Genomic DNA, 24,538 nt, shown 5'->3' on the forward strand with positions numbered 1-24,538 from the left:
GTGTCCGACGTTAGAGCCGCGAAATACTACGCTGCGATGACATTGATCGAGTAAGTCGATGTTCACGTGCGCAGATGAGATGACATGAGGCTTCCGGGCAGAGAACGGTGCCTCCTCGGAACTGGCTCGTTCCCCATTGGGGTGAGTGAAGCTGCCCAACTAGAGAGACGTCAGCGCTCTCACTGTTAGCGCAACCAAACATGGCCTCGAGTGATCGACCGTGGCCCGGAGTGATGTTCCCCCCTTGCCGCTCCCGGCAAGTCTGAGATGAAACGAGCCACGAGACCAACATCGACATGTTCGATCACTAGATCGTAAGAATTCGATCACACCATTGGTTGGCCCGTTTAAGAGCAACTAGAAACCGCCAAGATTTCCGCTTTTCACTCAGGTGCTGACTCTTGTCTCTCGTTTAAGACCGACTCAGATGTCGTCCGTCCCCTCAAAAAGCTAAGATCATGACCGCTGGCGCCGCCCAATTGCGCGATCAGGGTGCCGAGGTGACCCCGCTCAGTGATGGCGAGCCGTATCCGCGAAAGAAGGGTTGCCCGATGTCCTCCGTCAAACGCCTTCGTACTCGCCTGGACGAGACCAGTCTCGTCCATGTCATGGCCGCCCATAGCCCTCTTTCGGCTCTGCTGGCTGAAGAGGCCGGGTTCGATGCTTTGTGGGCATCGGGCTTCGAACTCTCCGCGCTTTACGGTCTGCCCGATATGAGCCTGATCTCGATGACCCAGCATCTCGACATGCTGCGCTCGATCGCTGGACGCACGACGCTGCCGATCATCGCTGACATTGACACCGGTTATGGCAATGCAATCAATGTGATCCACGCCGTTCACGAATACGAGCGAGCTGGGGCCAGCGCTGTGGTGATCGAAGACAAAACATTTCCGAAAGTGACGAGCCTTATGGCTGGCGGACGGCAGGAGCTACTTCGCGTGGAGGAGTTCCAGGGCAAGATCGAGGCCGCTGTTGCGACAAGACGAGACCCAAATTTTCTGGTGATCGCCCGCACCGAAGCCCTGATTGCGGGTCTCGGCGAAACGGAAGCTCTGCACCGAGCAAAAGCTTACGAAGAGGCCGGCGCCGAAATGGTGCTGATCCATTCGAAAAAGAAGGATGCATCCGAGATCGAAAGCTTTTCGCGCGCCTGGGGCGGATCGGTGCCGCTAGCGATCGTGCCGAACGCCTACCCGGATCTTGACGCCGAGCGGGTCAAAGCACTCGGGAATATCCGCGTAATGATCTACGGCAACTACGGTATCCGCGCTGCTGCAACTGCGATGAGAGAGACATTCCGCCGAATCATTGCCGATGGCGGCGTGCAGAACGTCCACAAGGATATCCTGCCGGTCGAAGAGATTTTCGACCTCCAGAACGTGGATAGCGTCAAGGCGGCCGAAGCTCGCTTCCTTCGCTAGATCTCTTGTCCAAGACCGCGTCATTGCGTCTGAACTCTGCTCGGGCGCAGTTTTTGCTGTTCGACAAATGCTATCAACGCCACTCTCCTCCAGAAAAGTGACTGCGCAAAGAGCGATCACGCCAGCCGATCTAGCGGCACGATTTCGTCGCGCCTGTGGAAAATAATGTGCGCAACTAGAAGCGAGCTCGTACACCGGATTGCACCGCGTCTGAGCGAAATCGCTTTCGCGCGCGACCTGCAGTTGGTATCTAGTAACCCGGCTACGATCATCGAATAATGTGATGGACCATTGGTTTCTGGCAATGCCCCCCTGCGAGAACTGACGGGCATCCCGGACTTCCGGAGCACAAAATGGCTACCGAAACGGATGAAGTGCCGCTCAATGCGATCCGGGTATTCGTCACAATTGCGCGCGAGGGAAGCGTAACCCGCGCGGCTAGCGCCTTGAGAATGACCCAGAGTTCGGTCAGCCGCTACCTCGCCGTGCTGCAGGAGTATCTGGGCAGTGACCTCATGCAGCGTCGCGGCCGGCGGAGCGAATTGACGGAATTCGGGCGGCTTTTTGCGAACACGGTTGCAGAACCGCTTGATACCGTTTGCTTCACCGCTAAGAGAATGCGCCGACGGAATCGTCGAGACACCAATCGGATTGTAGTCCGCACGTCACTATCAACCTTCGCTTACGCCTTTCTGATTCCAAATCTCCAAGCTTTTTCTAATGAAATGGGCGGCGTAGTTGTGGATGTGATTAGCTCACTTTCACAACCGACGTCGTCCGACGATTACGACATTTTGATCACACGGGATCTTTCCGTAATCGAGCCGGCAGATGATTGGGAAATCTACAACGAGCAACTCGTATGTGTGGGCTCACCAAATCACGTCGATGGCAAGAGCCTCCCGGTTGTTCGCACAGTACCCATCCTGAACATCACATCCCGGCCTGACATAATGCCGACATGGCTTCGGGCCATGAACCTGACCCCAAAAGATATAAAATCGGGAGCGCGATATGATCACAATTACCTGGCCCTGCCGGCGGTGATGACGGGCAAATGTCTTCTCGTCGCGCCCGAAATCATTGTAAGTGACCTGGTACGTGGTGGAGCTCTCAATGTGATTCCACGATCGCGCACTCCCAGCGGCATGCAGTATCGCGCCTATGCTGTAGACCGAGGCGATAATCCCGAAATGTCTCGCGCTTTTTGCCGGTGGCTCGTTCGTCTTTGTAAGAAGACCGCCCTTGCGGACGGCATAAGATTGTCGTAGCAGCATTCCAACTTGCTTGAAGATCTCACCTAGCACCCGTTTTTTAAACGTGAGAGCAAAGCCTACAACGACGAAGCTCGGCCCAAAACGGTCCTTCAACGCCGTTTGAAGGCCGCCGTATGCTCAGCTCTGATTTAGATACTAATTGTAGAAGGCCCCCGGCGGGCATGCCGGAGGCCTCCTTGGAGGTTAACTTCGTTCTTTGAGCCCTCTTTTCTCCTTCCGCTGCTTTAGACAGAGCCTCACCAGTTCCGCTGAGCCCGCAAGAGCAGGGTCAGCGTGCTCTGATCTTTCAATTCGTAAAGAGCCGCCGGCTTGGCGACCGCAGACTGCACAGGCAGTGTCACTGTACTTCCGCTCGCGTACTTTTGGTCGAGCATGGTGTAGGCGAGATCTGCCGTGAAGGTCAGGTTCTTGACCGGTGTCCAGCGCGTGACGACGCCAACAACCCCATAGTTGAAATCAGGATTACAGCCAGCATTGCCGCTCGACAGCGCAAGGTTGGCTACGAATGCACCGCAGATGTAGCCCTTCGCTGCGCTGTTATACCGAACGGCGCCCCAGCCGCCGTAGATGGCACTATTCCAATGAGGATCCCAGTTGTGGGTGTAACCAGCATGGAAGCCGTACGTCTTGGTTAGCTCCTGGCCCGCACCGGCAACGAACACGGAGTCAGACAAGCCCGCCAAGCCGACGCTCTGATAAGCACCTGCCAGCCCCGTGCCGCCGTACATCGCGTAGGTGGTTGGCATCAAATCGTTGAAGTTGTAGCGGGTCGCGCCGTTGGTATAAGCGCCTGACACGTTGATCGTGTCACCGGCTCCAGTCGGGATGTTCTTGATTGACAAGGCCAAAGCAGCAGCCCAGCCCCACTTGTCGTCCGGATGCCCGGTCGCTTCGTCGCCACCGTAGTACCCAGCATGGTTGTCGTGCGCCGCGAACGACGCCTGGAAGAGACCCCACGCCTGGTCAATACGAACCATCGCGATGAGGTCTGGAGACGATGAACCGCCGATGTTGTTAGTACCGTACGCACCGGTGGCGAGAGCGGCCGCCGTTGCTCCGCTTACATTCCAGATATTGGTCGTGCCGTAGGCGACCTGATCCTGGGCTGAGAAAGCGGCCGTGATGCCTTGTCCGAAGTCAGCGGTATAGGTGAACTGGTTCACGCCGGTGACCCATCCGCCGCCGCCCGGAAGATCATCGAACTCGTTGCCTGGATAGTTGGTCCAGGGCGCCGAGAACTGTGAGACGGCCTTACCCATCGTAAAGCCTGCGAACTGGATAAAGGCGGAGTAGACGCCGAGCGAACCACCAGCGACCTGTGAAGCGGTCGACGTTGTGTAAGCGGTCGCCCCATTGACGGCACTCGTGCCGGCGCCAGTATAGCCGCCTGACGTCCAGGTGAACACGCCCGAGAAATAGGTGCGAACGAGGCCGTACTCAGTCGCGGTGCGCGTGTCGATGCTCAGTCCTTCACGAGCGCGCCAAGTGTAGCTATTGCCTAGACGGTTGCGTGCTCCCGCTACGCCATTGGCGGCCGGGTCAAAATCGCTGTTGCTATTCGCGACAACGTCAGCGCGCAGATATCCGCCAAGCTTGATGCAAGTGTCCGAGCCAGGGATGTAGTAGAAGCCAGCGCCGTACAGTGAGCAAACCTTCACGTACTCCACTGCTCTGGCTTTGACTGGCAGGTCAGCAGCTTGTGCCCCACTCGACGCGAGGGGCGCCGACGCGAGAGTCAAAACAACATTCTTGATTGTTCGAAGTAAGCGAAAGTTCGTTTCTGAGAGTGTCATTGTCCCTATCCACTGGAGGTCAGCATTTGTGCGGCCGACGCAGTATCGTTGGGACGCAATCGTTTGGTGACGGAGATCAAGTAATCCGATGGCAGGTTCGGATTTCACGATGGATCACATGAGAACTGGAGTCATCCAATCGACTTCTCGGCCGCAAGATACGTAGGGCTAAGCGCGTGTTGCTGCGCAGGCCAGGCGAGCGGTCGGATGCCACCCAGCGACAAAGCGCTGAGCTGTCGTACTGGCCTATGAGCTTCGCACCCTGGGAGCTCGATCCACTTCCAGCCTTCGGCGGCGATCGTTTCCGCCTCTGCCTTTCGCTTCTCAGCGACCAGACCGTCGAGCAGAGCGATGTCCTCGAGCCAGCCGCCGTCGTCGGACTGGAACGGGGTTGCGCAGCACCACGCCACCGGCCGCCTCGTAGGCATCTAGGCCAACAAACATGGCGCGACGGTCGGAGGCGCGCACCGACTTCTCCGTCAGCATGCGGCGGATCTGATAAGGCTCTTTCTACCAAGAGCCGGAGATGGTCTGCCAGACCTGCTCCTGGCGGCCGTGATCCGCGGTGACGGCGAAGGCCATCAACTGCTCGAGCGACATGCCCTCGTCGGCATAGACCTAGAGCAGCGCGGGCGAAACCGAGGCGAGTCGCAGGCGTTGGTTCACCACGTTGGGCGAGCACGTAGCTCACGCTGTCCCGCGGAATCGCCGAGATAAACTGCGATGAGTGCGGCGCAATTGCCGGCTGAGGCTTTCTGCCATTGCGGCTTCGTCTGTGGCGACGCACCAGTCTACGACATCGCGGACAATCTGGCGGGCAAGGTCACCGCTTGTTGGGGCAGAGGTTGAACCGTCGAGGAGACATAACACGGCATCGGCGCGCACTCCGACTCCGCCGCAATCCGGGTTATCGCGCGTCCTCTTTCCTTGCTCACTGCGCCTATTGATCTCCATTCCCCTCTTGCTCGCCAGCATCGCTCTGGCTTATGGCGACAAAGCGCTCTCGTACAATATCGACCCGGCCTTCAGGTCCCTTGATATTGCCGTCGAGAAAATGATCAAAATCCTCATGATCTAAGAGCGCTTTGAACTTCTCTGCAATGTACCAGCGAACATCATCGTCTGCGTTTTGGATTTCAGCCACGAGTTCCTCTCGCCCGTCAACGACGAGAAGGATGTCCTCGATGTCACGGCTGCCTAGGAGATCGTCGTTGCCGCGGCCGAGATATGCTTCCAACTTTGTCGCCACGAACAGTTCCGGCGTGAGGCGCTTGATGTTCAATCTCTCGTTCAGGTGACACGTGACCGCCGTCTCGATGCCTTTGGCGTACCAGCGATTGCTAAAGCCGAGAATGCTTTCATCATCCGGCATGAAATCGACTTTGAGGTCGCCGAGCCGCATGCGGCAAATGACCTCGTCTTCCGGAGATTCCACGAACCCCTTCTGACGCAACTCGTCTTGCAGTTGAGCCCATTGCGCATGTCCGACGAGATCAACGATCAGATCAACGTCATCGGTTGCCCGAACGCCTTCGAGCACGATCTCGTCCGTAATGAAAAGGGCTGTTGTGCAACCGCCAACAAACACCAGCCGCTCGCGCAGTTCATCTCCTAAAGACTGCGCGACCGTTTGCAACATATGAAGCAACTGGCCTTTAACGGTGGTCATTTTCTGAGAAGCCTTTCCGATAAACGCTCGGCCGCGAGCCCAGCCTCCCTTTGATGTCCAAGCCTGACACCATCGATAAGGGCCAGATACTCGTACAGGCGATCGTCTTTTTGAATGGCCTGGGGTACGCTTTTAAACAGCGGGTCTACCGCCTGCCCCATGTCCTTGCCTTTGGCGTACGGCCAGACGTAAATGTACTCTCCTGCGCTGATCAGAAGATTTTTAAGCGGGGCGGCCGCAAAGGCGGTGGGGATGCCCCGGGTCATCGCACCCGGTTTAGCCGGGAAAACGAACTTCAATCCGTGCACCACGAAATTATAGAGATCGCGGCGGTTGGGCTTTGCCTGGCCGGTTTCCCGATCTTTGACCGCAAGGCCCGACGAAACGCTCCGGTTAATCGACGCATTGACCTCTGTCTTGCTGATACCAAGGGCTGATTCCAGGCTGCGTACTGAGTACGGGTCATCGTTATGCGCAGCCTCCCCAAGATTCGGGTCGCCCTCATTTTTGGCCTGCTCAAGGCTCACGAGCTTCAGCAATATAACAACGTCTTGACTTTTCATACGGAGTCGCTCTCGTCCGTTGTCCTAGGACCAAGGACAGTAGACCACAAGGGGCCTTCGGATCAAGATTAGAACGTATTGCTTTGTGGCGCCCACTAACGCGGAGGTTCGTCCCACTTCCTAGTAGTATCTTCGATTCTCGCTACTTCAATTGTTGCTGATTCAAGTCTGCCCTTGCTTGTCAGCCGAATTCGTACGCCCAACCGGCCCGCCAGCGTTTCTAGCGAATCCATAACCGCTCCCTTGAGCGAGATGGTGGCGCCCGTGTGGATTTCCAGCAATACATCTAGCGCGGTTTGCGTGCCGTGCGCGGCGATCATAGAGACGGCTCCGGATGTCTCGCTGTAGGACCATCGGGCGACCACTCTCTCGAGAAATGAAAGCGGCAGAAGATGCTGTCTTTCACGCAACGTCGTCAGTGCATGCCCAACGTGTGCTGCCGTGTCAGAATCTAGAGATCGATATCGTTCAAACCAAGCACCTGCTTCAATCTCCGCTCGATCGCCGACAACGCGTCCTGGGATCCAAATCGCGCCAATCCCTCGGCCAAGTTTAGCCCGTCGACCGGTTCATAGTCTTCCATGGCTGTCCACTTCTCGAGCAGCGGCAGGAAGAGGTCAGCGCCCTGGTGCAGCGGCGCAGCATCGATCACTCCTCCCTCGAACATGTCCATTTGAAAAAGGGCTGTCATTCCAAGCACGATGCTGCTGGTCAATCCCGCCCTATCCGATGGAGAGGAAGTGCGTTCCTTGAGGCGTCGCATCGTCCCGCTTAAGATAGACAGGTACTCGCCTCGCCTTGGAGATCTTGATCTTCTGCGAGGCTGTACGTAGATCGATACTACTGGTGCTGTTGAGAACGTTGCCGGCCTGGCTGCCGGCCGTCGAAGGAAAACCGCACCCACTCGCATCGAGCGGAACGGTCCGTCGATCGCGGCACCGATCTCATCTCGTCATTGGCCTCTCTCCAGAAGCTCCTCAAAAAGACTGTCGCTGCTCGGCTGCGGCTGGATGCGACCGTCTGAGTTGCACCAGACGGAAATGTCTGTTGTCCCAGAACGGCGTGCTCGACCATCTCCCATCCAACGGGAGTAGTGGCCCAGGGCTCGCCCCCCGTCCGCGAACCGCGCCACCTCCATCAGCCGCTCAGCGGCGCCTCCATGACGAGGCTGGAAAAACAGAGTGAGGATTTGGGGGGAGTTTCTGCCATGACGATCTCTGCGAACAGCTTTGCGTCGACACCGCAGCAGCCGGTTGGACTGGCCTCTTCGATCCACGAGAAACGTAAGGTTTGGGCGGCGCCTCATCGCCTCACGCCCGCTGCTTGTCTCGCCGGCGAGAATTGATCTGCGCCATCAGGATCGGGCCAAGCGAAAATTCGCCGACCTCGGCTTTTCGCGTCAGACCGCGCAAATAACCGCCGGCGGAATTGATCGCCGTCCCGCGCTGCAGGATGCACGCGACGACAATGGCTGCGGGCACCTCGCCCATGACTTTTTGCGCCTCCTCCCAGGCGCTCGGGCTGATGCCCAGCATCGATCGCACAACGGCCGCGGTAGCGAGGAAATCGCGCCAGTTCGAAACCCCACCCTTCGCATAATCGACGATGTCGGGACACGCACTCAGGACCATTCCCAACGGATAGGCCCCCTCCCCGACTCGCGACGGTTGAGGTTTAGGCTCAGCTCCCGCCGCCCTGCCTTCTCGGAAGACAGGTTCAAGATCAATTGGGGTATCTGGATTTGAAGTCTGTATGTGGCGCTCAGGGTGGGACTCATTGGCGGTCGGATTCTTGGATTTGATGTGTTCTTCCAGAAGATTGAGCACGTCGTCGGCAAGCTGAGACAACTCGTCGGCGATCGGCTCGAGCTGCTGGCGGGTGGCCGTGCGCGGAATCTGGTCGACGATCGCGCGGAAGGCGGCGTGCACAACCTGCCAATCGGCAGGCCCCTGCCCTCCCCTTCGCGTCGGAACGGCTTCCTCGATGCCAGTTGCAATCATCTTCGCAATGTCGCGCCGGCACAGCGTGATGCGCTCTCGTACGAGCTTGAGTGCGCGGGCCTCGGCTTCGATATCGGCTGCCAGGCTCTCGAACTCCTCCGAGCGCACGACCAGCGGCGACAGATCGAAGCCGAAGGCGAGCTCGATGTCGCCGGCATTGTCCTTCCGCGCATACCGCTTGCCATTGGGACTGTCGCGCCGAACGATCAGGCCCGCGTCGACCAGCACGGAGAGGTGACGTCGCAGCGTTGACGCTGGCATGCCGTGCGCCCGCCGACTGAGTTGATGATTGGACGGGAAGACAATCAGATCGCCTGCCCCCGTCAGTGCGGTCTCGGGATGGAACGTTAAGAGCGCGTTCAAGACCGAGAGCGAGCGTTCCGACACGCCAAGGCGCGGCCGTGCCGTGCAGATGGCGTGGAAGATCTTCCACTTATGGACGATCTTTTCGGGCGGACGTTCGGTTGCGACCATCTGGCTTGCCACATGGGCAAGCGTCAGCGATCGCCGCCCAAAGGGCGTCGTTGGGGAGTGTGACTGCATGTCTTTGCCTCATGCGGGCAAAGAAAATCCGCTCACCAAAACGGTGCCGTCGCTAAAGACGCTTGACTGCGATTCGTGAAAGTGATTCTCTGTCAGTCGCCAAACGTGACGAGAGAAGGCTTTCGGACGGAGACGTTCCGGGGGCCTTTTTTCTTTTCCGCTATGCTCCTACGGTGAGAGGACGGAAACGCGGGTACGCATCGCGCTGCCCGACCGTGTGAGGTCCAGGCAGCGCCATATCCAAAGCGGCAAGACGCCCGATGTCACTCATCGGTGCCTCCATCGAGAAATGCCCGGTAGAGTTCCGGCAGCCGCGAAATCACAAAGTCTCCAAACGCAGGGGCGGCCTTTTCATCTACAGCTAGCGTGATGCGATCTGCGCGACGTTCAATCTTTACGATCTTTTTGCCTCCGTCGTCCGCCCAGATTGTCGGCCGTGCAACTTTGGGCTTGCGGGGTGCGAGCGCGGCGAAAGCTATCGCGAACCGTTCATCGGAAGTAGCGCGCACAAACCGATCGCTCGCAACGCTGTCGGCCAATACCTTTTGGTCGTGGCGACCTTCAAGCCGCTCTGCCAACTCCATCCAGCGCCGGCGGCCGGTTTTTGGCGCTGGCCCGATTGCATCGAGTAGGCTGCGGGGAAGGGCTCGCGCGACCGTGATGAGGCGAGAGAGCTCCGTCTTGTCGACGCTGAGCGCCGCCATGATGATCTCGCGCTTGAATCCACGATCCTCGAGCGCGGCGGCGTAAGTTGCCCGCTCAATAAAGGACAGATCCTCCCGCTCACCATTCTCCTTACCTTGTGCCACCACCAGGTCTTCGTCGCTAAGATCGCGGACCACGGCCCGCGCAGGGCGGCCAAGTTCGGCGAGCGCACGAACGCGACGATGGCCATAGGCAATCTGAAACCGGCCCGGGCTGGAAGGATGCGGGCGAAGGAGGATGGGAACCAACTGCCCATTGGCGCGGATCGATTCAACGAGGGCAGAGTGCTTCTCGTCCACGCTCGTCATACGATCGGGAACGATCGAGGCGTCGATCAAATCTGGGGCGATCTCGACGACGGTTTGACCGGTGGTGAGCTGCTCGCTCAAGGCCTTGGCGGCATCGCGCTCCGCGGACAGCATCTCGAGTGAACGGCTCATGGCGCCGACCGCTCCGCGCGACCCAAGTGTTGGCTGGGTTGGTCTGCGATTGTCGCTGGGCTCACCTGACGAGGGTTCGTTGACCGCGGTCAACTTGTCATCAATGAGGTCCGCAAGCAGGTTTTTTCGACCCATTAGGCCCTCCCCCACGCAGCCTGGATGAGGCTTTGGATTTCACCATTGACGCTGTCTAGCGATTCCATGGCGCGGTCGTAGGTAGCCCGTGTGAACTGATCGCGGCTGACCTCATAGAGCGTTTGCTTCGTGATGCCGGCGTCCGAGATCGCCGTACTTTTCAGCATCATGTTCGTGACCATGCGGTCGCCAAACAGCGAGCGCATAAAGCCGACCATTTGGGCCTGCGGTCCATCACCGGGCTCATAACGCGTGACGAGATAGCGCATCCAATCGTAATTCATGTTGCCGCCTGCTTTGGCCACGACGGCAAGAAGGTCGGATGTCATGATTAGAAACTGGCACATCGACATGACATCGAGCATTTGCGGATGCACAGGGATCAGAATTGCCGTTGCTGCGCAGAGCGCAGAAAGCGTGAGAAATCCGAGTTGAGGCGGACAATCGATCACGACAATATCGTAGCGGTCCTGGACCGTGGCGAGGGCACGGGCAACGCGGGCGAAGAACAGCGGGTCACCCGACTGGCGCGCAGCTAGCGCTTTCGGGGTTTCATGTTCGAATTCCATCAGTTCGATGTTGCCGGGAACGATGTCGAGCCCCGAAAAGTAAGTCTGCCGAATGATCTCATTCAGTTCGCGACGCGCGTCGTCGTAGCGGATGGCGCCGTACAGAGTTCCGTTTTCCTCGACATCAAACTCGGGCTGATAGCCGTGCAGCGCGGAGAGCGAGGCCTGCGGATCCAGATCGATCGCGAGCACTCGATAGCCCTGCAGTGTGAGATGTTGGGCGAGATGCGCGGCGGTCGTGGTCTTACCCGACCCTCCCTTGAAATTAACGACGCCAATGACTTGCAACTGTTCGCCCGCGACGCGATACGGTCGGTATCGGCGCGCACCCTTGCCGGATTCATCGAGATAAGCACGAAGACTTTGAATATCGTCGAATGTGTACGACCTTCGACCCGATGGGCTGGTGTCCGGCTGAGGGCCCCTGCCCTCCAGCGACAATTGGCGGAGGTAGCCGTCATTAATGCCGACGAGCTTAGCGACTTCGCCAGATGTAAAGCGGCGCAGATGCTTGCGTGCTTTTGGCGGGAACAGCTTCGTTCGGTGGGCGTGCAGCTTCGCCGACAGTTCCCGCGCGTCTGCCGCGATCGTGTCGTGGATCGCCTGCGGCGCGCCAGGCGTGATTGACGCCATCGCTTGTTGGTCGTTCAGGGCCACGGCTTTCTCGCGTAGTTACGAATTTCGGGTACACGGCATGCGCAAAGCGTGGCTATTACGCCCGATTCTGGCCGGTCTCGCAACAGTTAAAGGGTAAACCAATCCTTAACAGGCCGAATCGGCAACGGGTGGTCTAAAGTTGACCGCGGTCAACTCTCGGCACGTAACTGCGCGGCTGCTGCGGTTCCGAAGGCGCCGCTCTTAAACAGAAGTTGACCGCGGTCAACTTTCTCCCGACGCAGTTCCCACAATCGACTCGCGCTCGAACTCTATCACCGCCCCATTCGGCTTAAAATTCAGCGTTGAGCCTGGCGCGCTCCGCTCAGCCGCAACGCAACATCCGCTGCGCGGCGCCCGCGCCGAGACCGTGCAGACGCGAAGGATGGCAGGTCGGAAGGATGGCAGGTCGAGAGTCCCGCGACCCGTCACGAGCAAGTCGTCCAGCGCATGACCTGATGCGGGCGCTTGCGTTTGCACCGATTCGTCGCGTGCTGGATTGGAATGGCGAGCCGACTCGGCGAGCGCTGCAGCGAGGGAAAGTGCCCTCTTTCACCGCTAAAGCCGGCGCGCTCCCAGCCGCCGTTCCACCCTCGAAGCCGCATGATCATCGGCTGCGAACATGTCGCGCTCGCACAGCAGGACCGCGACGTCAGCCCGCATAGCGTGACGATCAAGGGCCTTGGCGGACGGTCGGCTCCCAAGCGGCACAACACCCCGGAAGCAGTGGACCTCGCGCGGCAGGCGTTCGAGCATAGGCACGGGGTTGAGGACCTGTTATCCCTCGCGGGTGTCCTATGCGGATCATCCGCCGTGCCATCCCGGGTTGCTGGGTCCCACGCTCCACGCGACTGGCGGGACTAAGAAAGCAGCAGGGATGGCGGCGCGACGGGCAAGAGGTAGACCGGAGCCGGTCGGGCGATCAGTCTCGCCGAAACCGGTCTCGGCCAATCCAGTTCGGAAGGAACGGCATCTCTTCATCTTCGCGGAACGGGCCACAATGCGGATCAACGGCGGTGCAGCCCATTTCCCGCTCGCAGCCGAGGGCGAATGCAGATGTAGTCGGCGGAGGCTTCCTCAGCTCCGCCTCCTTGGCGCCTTCCAGCATCCAGGTCGCACCGCGCCGAGGGTTTACCCGAGCGGGTCTCGGATCGGTTGTCTTGAAACCACGCAAGCGCGGGCGAGGGCATCGAGAGGTTGTGGTCGTCCGGGACGGATCGAGGTCAGCTAGGGCGGCAACAATGGAAACAAAGCGCGCCCGTGTCCGGAGACGGAAAGGGCAGGGTAGGGGAGCGGAAAGGACGGAGGAATAGGGGAGGCGTTTATCAGCCGTTAACCATGTAGTTCCAGTCAGCACCACAAAGAGCCGCACGTCGACCTGAGGCCGCCCGTCACTGGAAAGCCAGCGACCTTGGCGGTCCTAACAGCGACCTGCTCCCGTATTCCGTTTATCGAATGACCGGGAGGTGGCGTCTAGAGGAGCACGCCATCGCCTTGCACATCGAGAATCCGCAGACCGAAGCGATGGCGCGGAAAGTGACGGTGTTAGAAAAAGGTCCGCCTCACCCGAACAGTGCACCGGCACGCGCTCATGAGCTCGAGAGCCGAGGTCGTTTTTTCTCGACCGCGGCGTCCAGTTCTGCCCGGATATGCGCCAAAGGGGGCAACTCCGCGGCGGACGGCCCACCAAAAGGATTCCGCGACGGCCCGTATGAGGAGATTCATCGGCGCATCGCCCTTCATCGCGCTCATCAGCGACTGAGACGAGGCACGCGAGCTATTGGCTCGCCTGCAGGAAATCGGAACGCGTCTGATGTCGCCGCAGGCCGTGGGGAGGGCGGTTGCCGTGGCCAGCACAAATCTTTCGGTCAGCGCCACGCGGAGGCGCTCGAAGATTAGGTAGCCTGATCCTCATTGCCGCAGTCCCGGTGCAGCCTGAGACCGCACGGCTCGCTCGACGCCTTTCTCGCTTTGGGCAAGGCGGTCCGGCGGGCGTCAATTTCCGGACCTGTTTTTACCTACGCTTCAACTTGCATTCCGCGCAGCCTGATTTTCGAGGGCGCCTGCTTTGCCGGGGGAGGGGACAGTCACCGGAGCGGCTGGTCCGGAACAGGGCAGGGTTGGCACGAGTGGCGATTTGTGGTTGATCTGAAGTGGCGCTGGTGATTTGCAGCGCTGCGAGTGCTGATCGCACTGCGGCCGCACCCGATCGATAAGGCGTGCTTATCGATAGCGAGAGGGGAGCGGGAACAGGCCTCGCTATGACGGAACATAAAGGTGTGTTAGGTTCCGTTTCGCCGTTTCCTCTTAAGGTTATCAAGGCCTTGTCTTCCGGCTACAAAATCGCCGATCCGCTGCCTTGGGCTCAGCTCGCGGGGCCGCTTGCCGCGGCCGAGGATGCCGCCGCCCGCCTCGACGAGCGACTGGCCAAAAGCCCAATCCGTGACGGTGCGATCAGCCGAATGCACTTCGCCGAGGCTTGCGCCACTCTGTGGCTTGACGGCGAACTTGTCCACCTCGATGACCTCGTGCTCCACGACGCCGGCATGGACGTTCGCGCCCCCACCCACGAGTTGACCCGGGCTCACGCCGTGCTGCGCGCCCGTCGGCGCATTGCCGACGCGAAGCCCAATTGGGCGCTGTCGGTTTCCGGACTGGCTGACCTTCGGGGCCGGCGCGAGCGAGAGGAGGTCGAGGAACGTCTCGGGCTCAACGAGGACGCAGAGCGGGACGCGGTGGGTTTCGACGGACCGCTTGGCGTCATGAACACCGATCTCCATCTGGCCGCAGCCTTCGCCGCGGTCGACGCCGCTAACGCCAAGGCGGAGCGCAGACTCGCCGACGAGCTTCGGTCGTGGCCAGAGCGGGACTCGCTCGTCTACGATCCGGACTGGGACGAGGACGGCCGCCTCGATGACTGGCGCGCCGTCGTCGATGAGACCCGCAAGCTGCCACCGACTCTGGCGGCTGCAATCGCCGCGGATGCCTGGGACGCGATTGAACCGCTCGAGCACACGCCTTGGCTAGGGTGCCTGCTCGCAGCTAGCGTGTTGCGCGACCGCGGCAAGACACGCTGCTATCTGTTGTGCCTGCATGGAGGGCTGAAAAGCATCTCGCGTGAGCGTCGGCGGGCACGCGACGTCGCAGCGCGGCTGGTTGTGCAGCTCGAGGCGATGACGGCCGCCGCCGAGGCCGGCCTAAAGGACCACGACCGCTGGCTGATGACCAGAAACCTCCTCGCCCGAAAACTCGCCGGCCGGCGCGCCACTTCGAAACTGCCGGCGCTCCTCGACTACGTGCTGACCCGGCCGATCGTCTCGGCCGGCATGATCGCGGCGGAGCTTGGGATCACGGCCCGTGCGGCCCAAAACCTCGTCGCCGAACTCGACCTTCGCGAGACGACTGGCCGGGGACGCTATCGCGCGTGGGGCATCCTGTAGAGCGCGAGCCGCAAGCAACGTGAATTCCGTGCTAAGAGCGTAATGGGCGAGCATTCGTGCGCCGCAGAACATCAGTGAGGCAGCACGGAAAACGGGATCCCACAACGCATCGATGGATCGCCGCTGCCGCAGGTATTGAAGGGAGTTGACGCGGATCCACACGCTGCTCGAGAAGCACTCTAGCGCCGACTTCGTGGTGCTTCTTCGAGATCATGAAGGGCCTGCCGGTCACGATCGGGCTTCCGGGTACCCTTCATAAATTCCTGGCGAACACCGATGCGAGGTCGAGGGAGTGGCCGCACCACAATGGTGAGACAGTGGGAAACACAGCGAATCCCCTTATGACACGGGCGTGCAAGGGTCCTTCACCACTCACGTTGACCGGATGTTTAATCGTTTCCATGAGCGGCGTTTACCAGTGCACGCGGTCACTGCGTGGAACCACCTGTGTTCGCTTGCGTGCGCTGCACGCGCAACGCCGATTAACGCCCCAGCAACCTAAATTAGATACTCACGAGAAGACTCGAATCGCACGGATGTACTGCGGTTCGATTTTTCTGGCGTAAGCGTAGCGTGCGCGTAGCGACTTGTGTGTTTGCGTACCCGTCCGAAGGGCGCGCGGTTCGCGTCCTTCGGCACTGGTCTCTGCATCTTCGCATTGATGCCTGGAGAGACCGCCTACTAGCACACCGCCTCTCCGCTGGCGCCTCAGCCGTTCACGCGCCGCCGCTCGCAATCCCCAATCGGTCGCAGGCCCGCGACGCTGCGCGCTCGCTGACGATTCAGCCGCTCGAACCGCTGAAGCAGGCGGAAGCACGCCAGAAACTTTGGAAGGCGATGCTGGTGACCAGATCTGGCCCGAGGTCGGCAAGTCGACGCAGGCACGCCTAGTGGGTGCGTCCGTCCTGGGTGGCCGAGATGAAGAAGATGACACGAGCGCCGTCCACACCTTCTACCGGCCTTGCGCCTGGGGCGACGCCAGCGAGGAACCAAACTGGGCATCCCGCACAGACCGCCGCACTCCCCCCGAACTCGCCGAGGAAGCGAAGAGCTCGGCCGAGATGGCGTGAGCGAACGGCGGTAACCTTTCTTACGTCTCCCCGCTTGCGGGAGACGTAAGATCGCTCTTGCGATGCGGGCGAGGGGGTACAGGTCTTTCGACAGTCGAATACGTGGAGAGATGCCCCTCACCCCAGTCCTCTCGGCGCGAGCAAATCTCGTTGCGGCCCCGTAGGAACGGGGAGAGGGAGAAGACCTCCTCAGGCCTCGATATCCAGCGCGCAGTCGAAATTCGGCGCCGAATGCGTCAGCGCGCCGGATGAGGCGTAGTCGACGCCGGTCGCAGCGATGGCTGCGATCGAGTCCAGGGTGACACCGCCGGATGCCTCCAGCTTGAGGCGTCCCTCGTTGAGCCTGACCGCTTCGCGCAGCGTCGCAATGTCCATGTTGTCGAGCAGCACGGCGTCGGCAAGGCCGGTGTCGAGCACCTCGCGCAACTGCGCCAGCGTGTCGACCTCGATCTCGATCTTGACGAGATGGCCGGCATGGGCGCGGGCGCGCTCCAGCACGGGGCGGATGCCGCCGGCAACCGCGATGTGGTTGTCCTTGATTAGGATGGCGTCGTCGAGCCCGAAGCGGTGATTGAAGCCGCCGCCGCAGCGTACCGCGTATTTCTCCAAGGCGCGCAGTCCAGGGGTGGTTTTTCGCGTGCAGCAGACCCGCATCCTGGTGCCTTCGGTGCGCGCAACGTAGTCTGCGGTGAGTGTTGCAACGCCCGACAGGCGGCCGACGAAATTCAGCGCGGTCCGCTCCGCCGTAAGGATGGCACGTGCCGGCCCCGAGATCGTCAGCACCTGCTGCCCGCGGGCGACGCGCGCGGCGTCGCGAACATGTGCGCGTATCTCGATGTCGGGCGAAAGCTTCTGCAAGGTGGCGAGCGCCAGTGGCAAGCCGGCGATCACGCCGGACTGCCGCGCGACCAGGATTGCTTGCGCCTTCGTTGCTTCGGGGATCGTCGCAAGTGAGGTGATGTCGCCGGCGCGGCCGAGATCCTCATCGAGCGCGCGCAGCACGGCCTCGTCGATCGCGAGCGGGGAGAGGAAGGCGTCGGGATAAAGCAGAGAATTCGGGGTGATCATGGCAGACTCCGTCAGGCGATCATCGGTTGCGCGGTGCGCGGTGTCGGGCGTTCGCTCAGGCTGTCCGCGATCTCGCGCACTGCTGCGAGCGTCGTCATGGTGCGTTGCGCGAGGGCGGGCACGTCCGCGGCATGGTCGGAGCGGAAGTGCGCGCCGCGGCTCTCGCGCCGGTTCCAGGCTGACGCCGCCACGAGCAGGGCTGCCGTTGCCATGTTGCGGACCGCGATGCTCGTGGCCTCGCGTTCGAGCGCGGCGAAGCTGCGAACCGCGTCCGCAAGCCCGTCACCATTGCGGATCACGCCGACATGCGTGCTCATCAGCATCCGCAGCCGCTTCACGGCCGCAGCATCCGCCGCGCCGTCCCGCGGCGTCGCCACGTCCGCAAGGCGGGCGGGCGAGGGAATGGTGCGGCCGGCGATGTCGTCGGCGATGCGCGCGGCGTAGACCACGGCCTCCAACAGCGAGTTCGACGCAAGCCGGTTCGCGCCATGCGCGCCGGTAGACGACACTTCGCCGCCGGCCCAGAGCCCGTCGATCGAGCTGCGGCCGCGATCGTCCACTGCGATGCCCCCCATGTGATAGTGCGCCGCCGGTGCGATCGGGATGACCTGCGTGGCGGGGTCGATCCCAGCGGCGATGCAGCTTGCATGAACAGTCGGGAATCTGTCGGCAAAACGTTCGCCCAGCGCCTGCCGCGCATCGAGGAAGGCGCCGCGTCCGGCCGAGATCTCCGCGAACACGCCGCGGGCCACGATGTCGCGCGGTGCGAGCTCAGCGAGCGGATGGCGCGCCGCCATGAAACGCTCGCCACGGCCGTTGATTAGTGTCGCGCCTTCGCCGCGCAGCGCTTCGGTGGCGAGCGGCGCGGGATCGCGGCCGACCATGATGGCGGTCGGGTGAAACTGCACGAACTCGGAATCCGCGATGACCGCGCCTGCGCGTGCAGCAATCGCAAGGCCGGATCCGCTAGCCTCGCGCGGATTGGTGGTGACGGCATAGAGATGGCCGATGCCACCCGTGGCCAGCACCACCGTCCTAGCGGCGAGCAGGACCGGCCGTGCGGCGAAATTGTCGGCTTCGCGCAACTGAAGGCCGGTGACGGCGCCGTCCTCGGTCAACAGCGCTTCGGCGACGAGGCCTTCGATCACTCGGATCGACGGCGTGCGCCGCACCGCATCGCTCAGCGCCGCGATCATGGCGGCGCCCGCGCCATCGCCACGCACATGCACGATACGCCGCGCCGAGTGTGCGGCCTCGCGCCCGACTGCGAGCCTGCCTTCGAGATCGCGGTCGAACGGCACGCCATAGGTGAGCAGATCGTGGATCCGCGGCGCGGCCTCGCGCGCGACCCCCAGTGCAACAGCTTCGTCGACGATGCCGCCGCCAACGGCAACCGTATCCGCGGCGTGCGCTTCCGGCGTATCGCCTTCACCCACGGCCGCGGCGATGCCGCCTTGCGCCCAGGCGGACGACGCGCCTTGTCCAAGTGGCGCGGCCGAGATCAATGTTACTGGCCGCCGCGCGAGCTTGAGCGCGCAAAAGAGTCCGGCGAGACCGCCGCCGACGATGACGACATCGTCGGCGCTGCGGGTGAGAGTGTGGATGTTATCTTGCATGTTCCGCTCTCAATTCCCCAGATTGATCATCCGCTCGATAGATCGCCGCGCGCGGTTTGCAAGGGCGGGATCGATCGTCACTTCCTCGCCGAGCGTCAACAGGCTCTCCAGAATGTTGGCAAGGGTGATGCGCTTCATGTGCGGGCAGATGTTGCAGGGGCGCAGCATTTCGACGTCAGGCAGCTCGGCCCGCACATTGTCGGCCATCGAGCATTCGGTGATCATGACCAGCCGCCGCGGCTTTCGCTCGCGCACCCAGTTGATCATGTGCGCGGTCGAGCCCGTGAAGTCGGCCTCGGCCAGCACGTCCGGCGGGCATTCGGGATGGGCGATGATCTGTACGGAGGGATCGGCCTCGCGATAGCTGCGCAGCTCGGCCCCAGTGAAACGCTCGTGCACCTCGCAGGCGCCCTTCCAGGCGATGATCTTCACGTCGGTCTTCGAGGCCACGTAAGTGGCGAGATAGCGGTCGGGCAGGAAGATCACGCTCGGCACGCCCAAGCTCTCGACCACCTGCACCGCGTTCGACGACGTGCAACAGATATCGACTTCGGCCTTCACCTCCGCGGAGGTGTTGACATAGGCAACGACAGGCACGCCGGGAAATTTGTCGCGGAGCAGGCGAACGTCGGCGCCGGTGATGCTGGCGGCGAGCGAGCAGCCGGCGCGCGTATCGGGGATCAGCACCGTCTTGTCCGGATTGAGCAGCTTTGATGTCTCCGCCATGAAGTGCACGCCGCACTGGACGATGATGCCGGCCTTCACCCTGGTGGCTTCGACCGCGAGCTGGAGCGAATCGCCGCCGATGTCGGCGACGCAGTGGAAGATCTCCGGCGCCTGGTAATTGTGCGCGAGGATCACCGCACCCCGCGCCCGCTTCAGCTCGTTGATCGCCTTGATGGTCGGCGCCAGCAGCGGCCATTCGATCGGCGGGATCACATGTTTGACGCGCTCGTAAAGCGGCGCGGTGGCGCGCTCGACCTCCGGCGTCCATTCCAGCGAAGGCATCGGAAATGCGGGCCTCGAGCCCGCTGGGACGGAACGCGGCGCAGCGGTGGTTTGGCCCTGCGGCCGGTTGGCAAAGTTGTCGGGGCCGTAAAGTCCAGAGATCGGCATGAAGCCTCCAGCAGATATTAAATAAGCTCAATTTGAGCACATATGGAGCCTGAGAAACCCGGCCGAGAGGCCGGGTTCGATTTCAGCAGCGCTCAAATATGCTCAATGAGTAAATTAGACCAGGACAACTAACACTACTCCAAGAGCTCCACGGTTGAATTTTTGGATCTCGACTGAACCTGTAAGGGGCGACCAGGCTGCAAAGTGTGAAGTCGCATAACCCGTCCAGTAACACGCGCTCGTGGACGGCAACTGCGACACGAGACGCGACAGCGCAATGCGCTTGAATCCCGCGTTCAGGCCATCAATTTCGATGAATTTCACCGCAGCGCCTGTGCGAGGTTGCGCCCCAAAGCTGCTCAGTATGGAAGCCATTTCGAAGCCGTTGCCCGGGATCCGGCAACAGACCTTCGAATTGGCGCTTTCGAAGCGGGCGAAACGCCGCGCCGCTGCGCGAGACTACGGAACGAGATCTTCCTTTGAACGTGCATTTCGGTGAGATTACTAGCATTCGCAACTCAGCTAGGCGCGGCCGCCAACGGCGGCCCGAGTTTCTCGTCGAAAAGCCAGTAATCCGAATCACTAGTAATCGTTCTTAAATCGTGGGCGCAGGTGAGCGCGTGATGCTTGCACAGGATCGCTGCAACGAGCAGAGATCCTCTATTGAAATCTTGTCAGTGCGAACGAGCTCTGAGGATAGGGCCTAACATCCGGTGGCGCCGCATTTGACCAAGCCAGCAACGCAAGTCGGGAACGACTCTGCTGACACTCAGCTGCTGGTGCGGCGATTAACGTTGGAGGTCCGATCCCTCAACATCTGTCTGGAGGATTTTCTTCAAGTCCGGGCCAAGGCAATCGGCATCACTGGACCACAATTGACAATCTTGATGGCAGTGACAGACCTGGCGAGCGAGGGGGATGTTGCAGTCAGCACGGTGGCAAAATTGCTGAAAGTTGACCCGTCGTTCATTACAATAAATTCCAAGGCGCTGGAGAAAGCCGGATTTCTGCGGCGCAAGCCCTGTATCAGGGATGGTCGGGTCGTCCACATGTCACTGACGGACAAGGCTTGTAAGCGCCTCGCGAACGTCGCTGCACAACAGAAGGAACTCGATCAATTTGTGTTCGGTGAGCTTGGCGTCGAGGAATTGACCAAACTGTCCAGCCGATTTGCAGCGCTCAGGCGACGGCTGGACGGGGCTCGTTTAAAGGCCTCCATGGATATTGGCGCGGTGACAACCCGAGGCAGGGGACGACTTCGGTCGACGAAGGGAAGCTCGTTGGATCGCTGATGGTTGCCTTTGCGAGGGTACCACGCACGTCCAGGCACCGTCATCATCAACCGCCCATCGGCTCATCGCATTGCAATTCCGCCTCGGCGTTCGACGAGCGCCGATCTACCAGGTGCTCCGGTCCAACAACTTTTTGCGACGACACGGTCACATCCGCTTCGTGAGACGTTGCAGCAGCAAGTAAGGGCGAACCTAACTGGCTCATGTCAAAGTCAATGAGCAGATTTGCCATCCCGGCCCATACGATGGTCGATCCTGGGCTCATGCCGCTTTTCTGGAAGTCCCGATCAAGATAGATTCGGTATGCGGCCCGAGCTCTACGCGTGGGGCGCAGAGTTCTGGACTGGCTTGACTCATCGCACGCGAACTTGGTTTCTAAGCGTCTCGGTGCGGCATATCAAAGCGCTTGCAGCTGGTGACGAACGTCTTTTTCGCCTCGGCATTCTCAAAGCAAAAATGTGCCCCCTCATCGGCGCGCTCAATCGACCAGTCGATTTTGGCAGCCCGTGCAATGCGCGATGCCTCTTCGCGCAAGACATCCAATTGCCTCCCATGGGCCCGAACGATCACACAATCTGGCATTTAGAACCCTCGCTAACCCGAATGTCCAGTTCACGATGTACGGCCGGGCTCACAGCGCCATTCATCCAGACCATGGCTCTTGCAGTCCTCGTGATATAGCTGACCTCGTCGAGGCAACACCATTACGCGCTTTGATGCAAGCCACGCCGAAACAGGTCCGGACCGATTGCACATAATTGGAAACAAGGCGGCTGGACGCCTCCCCCCTTTCGAGCAAACCCGGATCGCCCCGCGTTAAGGTTTCTGAACGGCAAAACTATGAAGAGAGACGTTTTGTGTGTAGGATCGCTCGCACCGGGGCTGGACCGCATTTTTTCACGAATAGGCATTTTGAACCCGGGAAGGCCGCCGGCAATATTGTCGGCCGCCTTTTTCAGCAATAACACGATTTGGGACTGGCCTACATGCGACGGCTTCGGTGCTTATAGCCGCAGCTCAGATTATTATGAATTAGCTGGCCAGCACAGCAGTGCCGCATGGGGGCGTTAATGCACGATTGGAAGAACGAACTTGACGCACTGGTCGCTGAAACGATGGCATTCACCAAATCGCTGAAGCTAGAGATCCAGCTGCCCCGGTCTCTGCCGAAGGAAGCCGTCGAGCGGGGTGACCTCAGCGCGTCAGAGTATGACGGCAGCGAACGCGAAGAGATCAAGAAGCGGGTCGAGAGCTTCAAAGCGCACCAAGAGCACTTCACGCGTGAGCGCGAGGAATATGCCAATTCCCAGCTGCGCCGGATCAGGCCGATCACGAGAGCCTAGACGAGCTTGAGCCCGCCGAAGCTTCCCTGCACGCTCAGCGGCACAAATTGAGGTGACAGTAGTGCGGCGATTTGTGCTTGATAAGCGCGCGGGTTTGCGGCTGTCCCAAATCGGCATATTGCCGTGCGCGGAGTTCTCAAGCTCGGATTGCCTATTCTCCTAGGTTTTTCAAACGCACGAACCCCACCGCGCTTGAAAAATGCATTCCATCCGCAAAACTCGCAGGAAAGCTGCTCCAAAACCCGAGTGCCTGACGCTTAGACTTACTTTGAAACCGATCGCTCAAACCGTCTACTAAGCGTTTTGCCATTGACCAAGATCAAAGCGTCAATTCTACACTCTCTATCCTCTCAAGACTTCACGGAGGCTAGATCATGCGCAACCTTCTTTATATTGCTGTGCTTGCACTTCCCATGCTCGTCTGCTTTGGATCACCTTCGACCGCCGCTCCGCGGGCTCGTTCGTACATCCCCCCAGCTCGGCAGGACGTTTATTGCCTGCAGGGACGTACCTTGGGATATCCTGGCAACTGCCAGTTCTCAACCTACGATCAATGCATGGCCACCGCATCCGGCACCCTCGCATATTGCGGTCTGAATCCCATCTACGCGTTCCAGCGACAGGCAGGACAATCACGCTGATCTGCGATCGCCACGAGATCGTTGTCAATTCCTGGTCGAGATTGTCCCTTTTGCGGACCTCGACAACACCGACCAATATTCTTCCCAAGGCCAAGACCTTTGTTTTCAAGTTGCCCAAGACATATCCAAAAGACTTCAGTGCGTAACCTTATCTCGATGAGAGAGGAGCGATTTCCCGACCCTTAGACCAGCGTCAAACCTGTGCGTGGCCGGGCTCCATATTTCTGCATCGACGCGTGATCGTTTACGACCCGAGACCATAATTGCGTGCGATGGACATCGAGTACGACGTGAGCGCGAGGCAGTGCCGGCGATGAAGCTCGCCGCCGAAACCGATGGTGTAGCGCGCGGCCGCAGGCGACTGGGCCCTCGCGCCCCATGTAGACGACAACAAGCTAGATGAAGTGACACTGGGAAACGTTTGAGGGTACCAGCATTGGGCAGTGCAGGACGAGTTAAAACCTGCCTTGTTTATTACGCAGAAAATGCCCAAGAGCGGGGCCGGCCGCAGCGTGCGCGGTGCCGGTGTCGCTGCGACAGTCGCCGGATCATTGCTTCCCGCGTGCCAGCAACGTCCAGACCGGTGACGTGCCGTCCCAGCGCCGAAGCCGCCCGTAGAACCTCACTCGAACCCCGGCCTCTTTCAACCGCTCGACCACGAGATGCAGTGCGATCACGTCGCCCTCGGCCAGCTCCACGCAACCGCGCTTGCCAGACCACACCGCGCCCGGGAAGGGAAACAGGTTGTACTTCAGCCATCGGCCGCCGCGCTCGGATAGCGGTTCTAGGTCTACTTGTGCGCCGTTCCCAGGCCGCAGGCCGACATCCGGCCGACGGAGCAAATTCGCGATCCAACCCACTAAACTCGGCTCCTAAATCGAGGCAGTCTTTCGGTACAGTCGCAATAGAAGTGCACAGGCCATGTTAACGAGGCAAGCCAAATGACACGAGAGATGCTCCGCCGTTCTCGGGAGCAGATCGCGGCGGCGAAGGCACTGCTTCAGCACAAGGTCCGAATATCCGGCACCCTGAGCTTCCAGAACAATAGAAACCTGGCGTTGAGCGGAATGGCGAAACAAGAGTAAGCGCGATTTTCTCCGCACGATGACGCCCGCGCTTTTGACGGATGGCCTTCGTATCGAGGGCGGCATCTGACCCGTTCAGGCAGCGGCGGTTTTAT

19 protein-coding genes and 2 pseudogenes are annotated in these 24,538 nt (G+C 60.4%); 7 read left to right on the forward strand and 14 right to left on the reverse strand.

Going from position 1 to position 24,538, the window contains the following annotated elements:
• Nucleotides 1-551: 551 nt before the first annotated feature.
• Both IVB42_RS11335 and IVB42_RS11340 read left to right on the forward strand, forming a co-directional pair.
• Entirely contained in the window at nt 552-1,424 is an 873-nt protein-coding gene (locus tag IVB42_RS11335) for an isocitrate lyase/phosphoenolpyruvate mutase family protein (protein ID WP_346732214.1), read from the forward strand.
• A gap of 353 nt (nt 1,425-1,777) precedes the next feature.
• The gene (locus IVB42_RS11340; protein WP_247470155.1) at nt 1,778-2,695 is read left to right on the forward strand and encodes a LysR family transcriptional regulator; all 918 of its coding nucleotides are present in this window, start codon (nt 1,778-1,780) and stop codon (nt 2,693-2,695) included.
• 242 nt (nt 2,696-2,937) lie between these two features.
• Here the strand turns inward: IVB42_RS11340 and IVB42_RS11345 are convergent, their stop codons facing one another.
• The 8 genes and pseudogenes from IVB42_RS11345 to repA form a co-directional block, all read right to left on the reverse strand.
• Complete coding sequence (locus tag IVB42_RS11345) at nt 2,938-4,494, reverse strand: porin (RefSeq protein ID WP_247470156.1); 1,557 nt, start codon at nt 4,492-4,494, stop codon at nt 2,938-2,940.
• Between the two features lie 266 nt (nt 4,495-4,760).
• Nucleotides 4,761-5,163: pseudogene (locus IVB42_RS11350) on the reverse strand (DNA-binding protein); the annotation flags it as partial.
• A gap of 271 nt (nt 5,164-5,434) precedes the next feature.
• A complete protein-coding gene (locus IVB42_RS11355) occupies nt 5,435-6,163 on the reverse strand; it encodes a hypothetical protein (RefSeq protein WP_247470157.1) in 729 nt (242 codons plus the stop codon).
• Complete coding sequence (locus IVB42_RS11360) at nt 6,160-6,726, reverse strand: hypothetical protein (protein WP_247470159.1); 567 nt, start codon at nt 6,724-6,726, stop codon at nt 6,160-6,162. Before IVB42_RS11360 ends, IVB42_RS11355 begins: the two co-directional genes overlap by 4 nt.
• A 451-nt stretch (nt 6,727-7,177) precedes the next feature.
• Nucleotides 7,178-7,441 carry a hypothetical protein gene (locus IVB42_RS11365; RefSeq protein WP_247403380.1) on the reverse strand — a complete coding sequence of 88 codons (264 nt, stop codon included), beginning with the start codon at nt 7,439-7,441 and terminating at the stop codon, nt 7,178-7,180.
• Nucleotides 7,442-8,036: 595 nt separating this feature from the next.
• On the reverse strand, nt 8,037-9,269 hold the full coding sequence (repC, locus tag IVB42_RS11370; protein WP_247470161.1) for a plasmid replication protein RepC: 1,233 nt from the start codon (nt 9,267-9,269) through the stop codon (nt 8,037-8,039).
• A gap of 263 nt (nt 9,270-9,532) precedes the next feature.
• Complete coding sequence (gene repB, locus IVB42_RS11375) at nt 9,533-10,549, reverse strand: plasmid partitioning protein RepB (RefSeq protein WP_247470163.1); 1,017 nt, start codon at nt 10,547-10,549, stop codon at nt 9,533-9,535.
• Entirely contained in the window at nt 10,549-11,751 is a 1,203-nt protein-coding gene (gene repA, locus IVB42_RS11380; RefSeq protein ID WP_026233724.1) for a plasmid partitioning protein RepA, read from the reverse strand. The genes repB and repA overlap by 1 nt, the downstream gene beginning before the upstream one ends.
• Before the next feature lie 2,282 nt (nt 11,752-14,033).
• Here repA and IVB42_RS11385 point away from each other — a divergent pair.
• Nucleotides 14,034-15,212 carry an RHE_PE00001 family protein gene (locus IVB42_RS11385; RefSeq protein ID WP_247294263.1) on the forward strand — a complete coding sequence of 393 codons (1,179 nt, stop codon included), beginning with the start codon at nt 14,034-14,036 and terminating at the stop codon, nt 15,210-15,212.
• An 848-nt stretch (nt 15,213-16,060) separates the two neighbouring features.
• Nucleotides 16,061-16,282: pseudogene (locus IVB42_RS11390) on the forward strand (cell wall hydrolase); the annotation flags it as partial.
• A 189-nt stretch (nt 16,283-16,471) separates the two neighbouring features.
• Here the strand turns inward: IVB42_RS11390 and nadC are convergent.
• Genes nadC through nadA form a run of 3 tightly spaced genes read right to left on the reverse strand, consistent with a single transcriptional unit; the run spans nt 16,472 to nt 20,082 of the window.
• A complete protein-coding gene (gene nadC / locus IVB42_RS11395) occupies nt 16,472-17,350 on the reverse strand; it encodes a carboxylating nicotinate-nucleotide diphosphorylase (RefSeq protein WP_247470165.1) in 879 nt (292 codons plus the stop codon).
• A gap of 11 nt (nt 17,351-17,361) precedes the next feature.
• Nucleotides 17,362-18,966 carry an L-aspartate oxidase gene (locus tag IVB42_RS11400; protein WP_247470167.1) on the reverse strand — a complete coding sequence of 535 codons (1,605 nt, stop codon included), beginning with the start codon at nt 18,964-18,966 and terminating at the stop codon, nt 17,362-17,364.
• Between the two features lie 9 nt (nt 18,967-18,975).
• Entirely contained in the window at nt 18,976-20,082 is a 1,107-nt protein-coding gene (gene nadA, locus IVB42_RS11405; protein ID WP_247470168.1) for a quinolinate synthase NadA, read from the reverse strand.
• A gap of 725 nt (nt 20,083-20,807) precedes the next feature.
• Here nadA and IVB42_RS11410 point away from each other — a divergent pair.
• Nucleotides 20,808-21,374 (forward strand): MarR family transcriptional regulator, encoded by a 567-nt coding sequence (locus IVB42_RS11410; RefSeq protein WP_247470171.1) that lies wholly within the window; start codon nt 20,808-20,810, stop codon nt 21,372-21,374.
• A 46-nt stretch (nt 21,375-21,420) separates the two neighbouring features.
• On the opposite strand, the gene IVB42_RS11415 is transcribed toward IVB42_RS11410, so the two are convergent.
• Both IVB42_RS11415 and IVB42_RS11420 read right to left on the reverse strand, forming a co-directional pair.
• Nucleotides 21,421-21,639 carry a hypothetical protein gene (locus tag IVB42_RS11415; protein WP_247470173.1) on the reverse strand — a complete coding sequence of 73 codons (219 nt, stop codon included), beginning with the start codon at nt 21,637-21,639 and terminating at the stop codon, nt 21,421-21,423.
• Between the two features lie 110 nt (nt 21,640-21,749).
• The gene (locus IVB42_RS11420) at nt 21,750-21,917 is read right to left on the reverse strand and encodes a hypothetical protein (protein WP_247470175.1); all 168 of its coding nucleotides are present in this window, start codon (nt 21,915-21,917) and stop codon (nt 21,750-21,752) included.
• Nucleotides 21,918-22,444: 527 nt separating this feature from the next.
• Here IVB42_RS11420 and IVB42_RS11425 point away from each other — a divergent pair.
• Entirely contained in the window at nt 22,445-22,717 is a 273-nt protein-coding gene (locus tag IVB42_RS11425) for a hypothetical protein (RefSeq protein ID WP_247282202.1), read from the forward strand.
• A gap of 374 nt (nt 22,718-23,091) precedes the next feature.
• Nucleotides 23,092-23,358 (forward strand): DUF3551 domain-containing protein, encoded by a 267-nt coding sequence (locus tag IVB42_RS11430; RefSeq protein ID WP_247470178.1) that lies wholly within the window; start codon nt 23,092-23,094, stop codon nt 23,356-23,358.
• A 548-nt stretch (nt 23,359-23,906) separates the two neighbouring features.
• Here the strand turns inward: IVB42_RS11430 and IVB42_RS11435 are convergent.
• Nucleotides 23,907-24,218, reverse strand: coding sequence for a hypothetical protein (locus IVB42_RS11435; RefSeq protein WP_247297713.1), 312 nt, complete (start codon nt 24,216-24,218; stop codon nt 23,907-23,909).
• Nucleotides 24,219-24,538: the final 320 nt, after the last annotated feature.

Origin of the sequence: Bradyrhizobium sp. 45, assembly GCF_023073155.1 — a bacterium.
Taxonomy (GTDB): domain Bacteria; phylum Pseudomonadota; class Alphaproteobacteria; order Rhizobiales; family Xanthobacteraceae; genus Bradyrhizobium; species Bradyrhizobium canariense_D.

Coding starts and splice junctions, on each gene's coding strand:
- IVB42_RS11355 (WP_247470157.1), bottom strand. CDS start 6,163: ATGACCACCGTTAAAGGCCAGTTGCTTCATATGTTGCAAACGGTCGCG.
- IVB42_RS11360 (WP_247470159.1), bottom strand. CDS start 6,726: ATGAAAAGTCAAGACGTTGTTATATTGCTGAAGCTCGTGAGCCTTGAG.
- IVB42_RS11345 (WP_247470156.1), bottom strand. CDS start 4,494: ATGACACTCTCAGAAACGAACTTTCGCTTACTTCGAACAATCAAGAAT.
- repC (WP_247470161.1), bottom strand. CDS start 9,269: ATGCAGTCACACTCCCCAACGACGCCCTTTGGGCGGCGATCGCTGACG.
- IVB42_RS11400 (WP_247470167.1), bottom strand. CDS start 18,966: ATGCAAGATAACATCCACACTCTCACCCGCAGCGCCGACGATGTCGTC.
- IVB42_RS11430 (WP_247470178.1), top strand. CDS start 23,092: ATGCGCAACCTTCTTTATATTGCTGTGCTTGCACTTCCCATGCTCGTC.
- nadC (WP_247470165.1), bottom strand. CDS start 17,350: ATGATCACCCCGAATTCTCTGCTTTATCCCGACGCCTTCCTCTCCCCG.
- IVB42_RS11385 (WP_247294263.1), top strand. CDS start 14,034: ATGACGGAACATAAAGGTGTGTTAGGTTCCGTTTCGCCGTTTCCTCTT.
- IVB42_RS11425 (WP_247282202.1), top strand. CDS start 22,445: ATGCACGATTGGAAGAACGAACTTGACGCACTGGTCGCTGAAACGATG.
- nadA (WP_247470168.1), bottom strand. CDS start 20,082: ATGCCGATCTCTGGACTTTACGGCCCCGACAACTTTGCCAACCGGCCG.
- IVB42_RS11335 (WP_346732214.1), top strand. CDS start 552: ATGTCCTCCGTCAAACGCCTTCGTACTCGCCTGGACGAGACCAGTCTC.
- repB (WP_247470163.1), bottom strand. CDS start 10,549: ATGGGTCGAAAAAACCTGCTTGCGGACCTCATTGATGACAAGTTGACC.
- IVB42_RS11415 (WP_247470173.1), bottom strand. CDS start 21,639: ATGAGCCCAGGATCGACCATCGTATGGGCCGGGATGGCAAATCTGCTC.
- repA (WP_026233724.1), bottom strand. CDS start 11,751: ATGGCGTCAATCACGCCTGGCGCGCCGCAGGCGATCCACGACACGATC.
- IVB42_RS11340 (WP_247470155.1), top strand. CDS start 1,778: ATGGCTACCGAAACGGATGAAGTGCCGCTCAATGCGATCCGGGTATTC.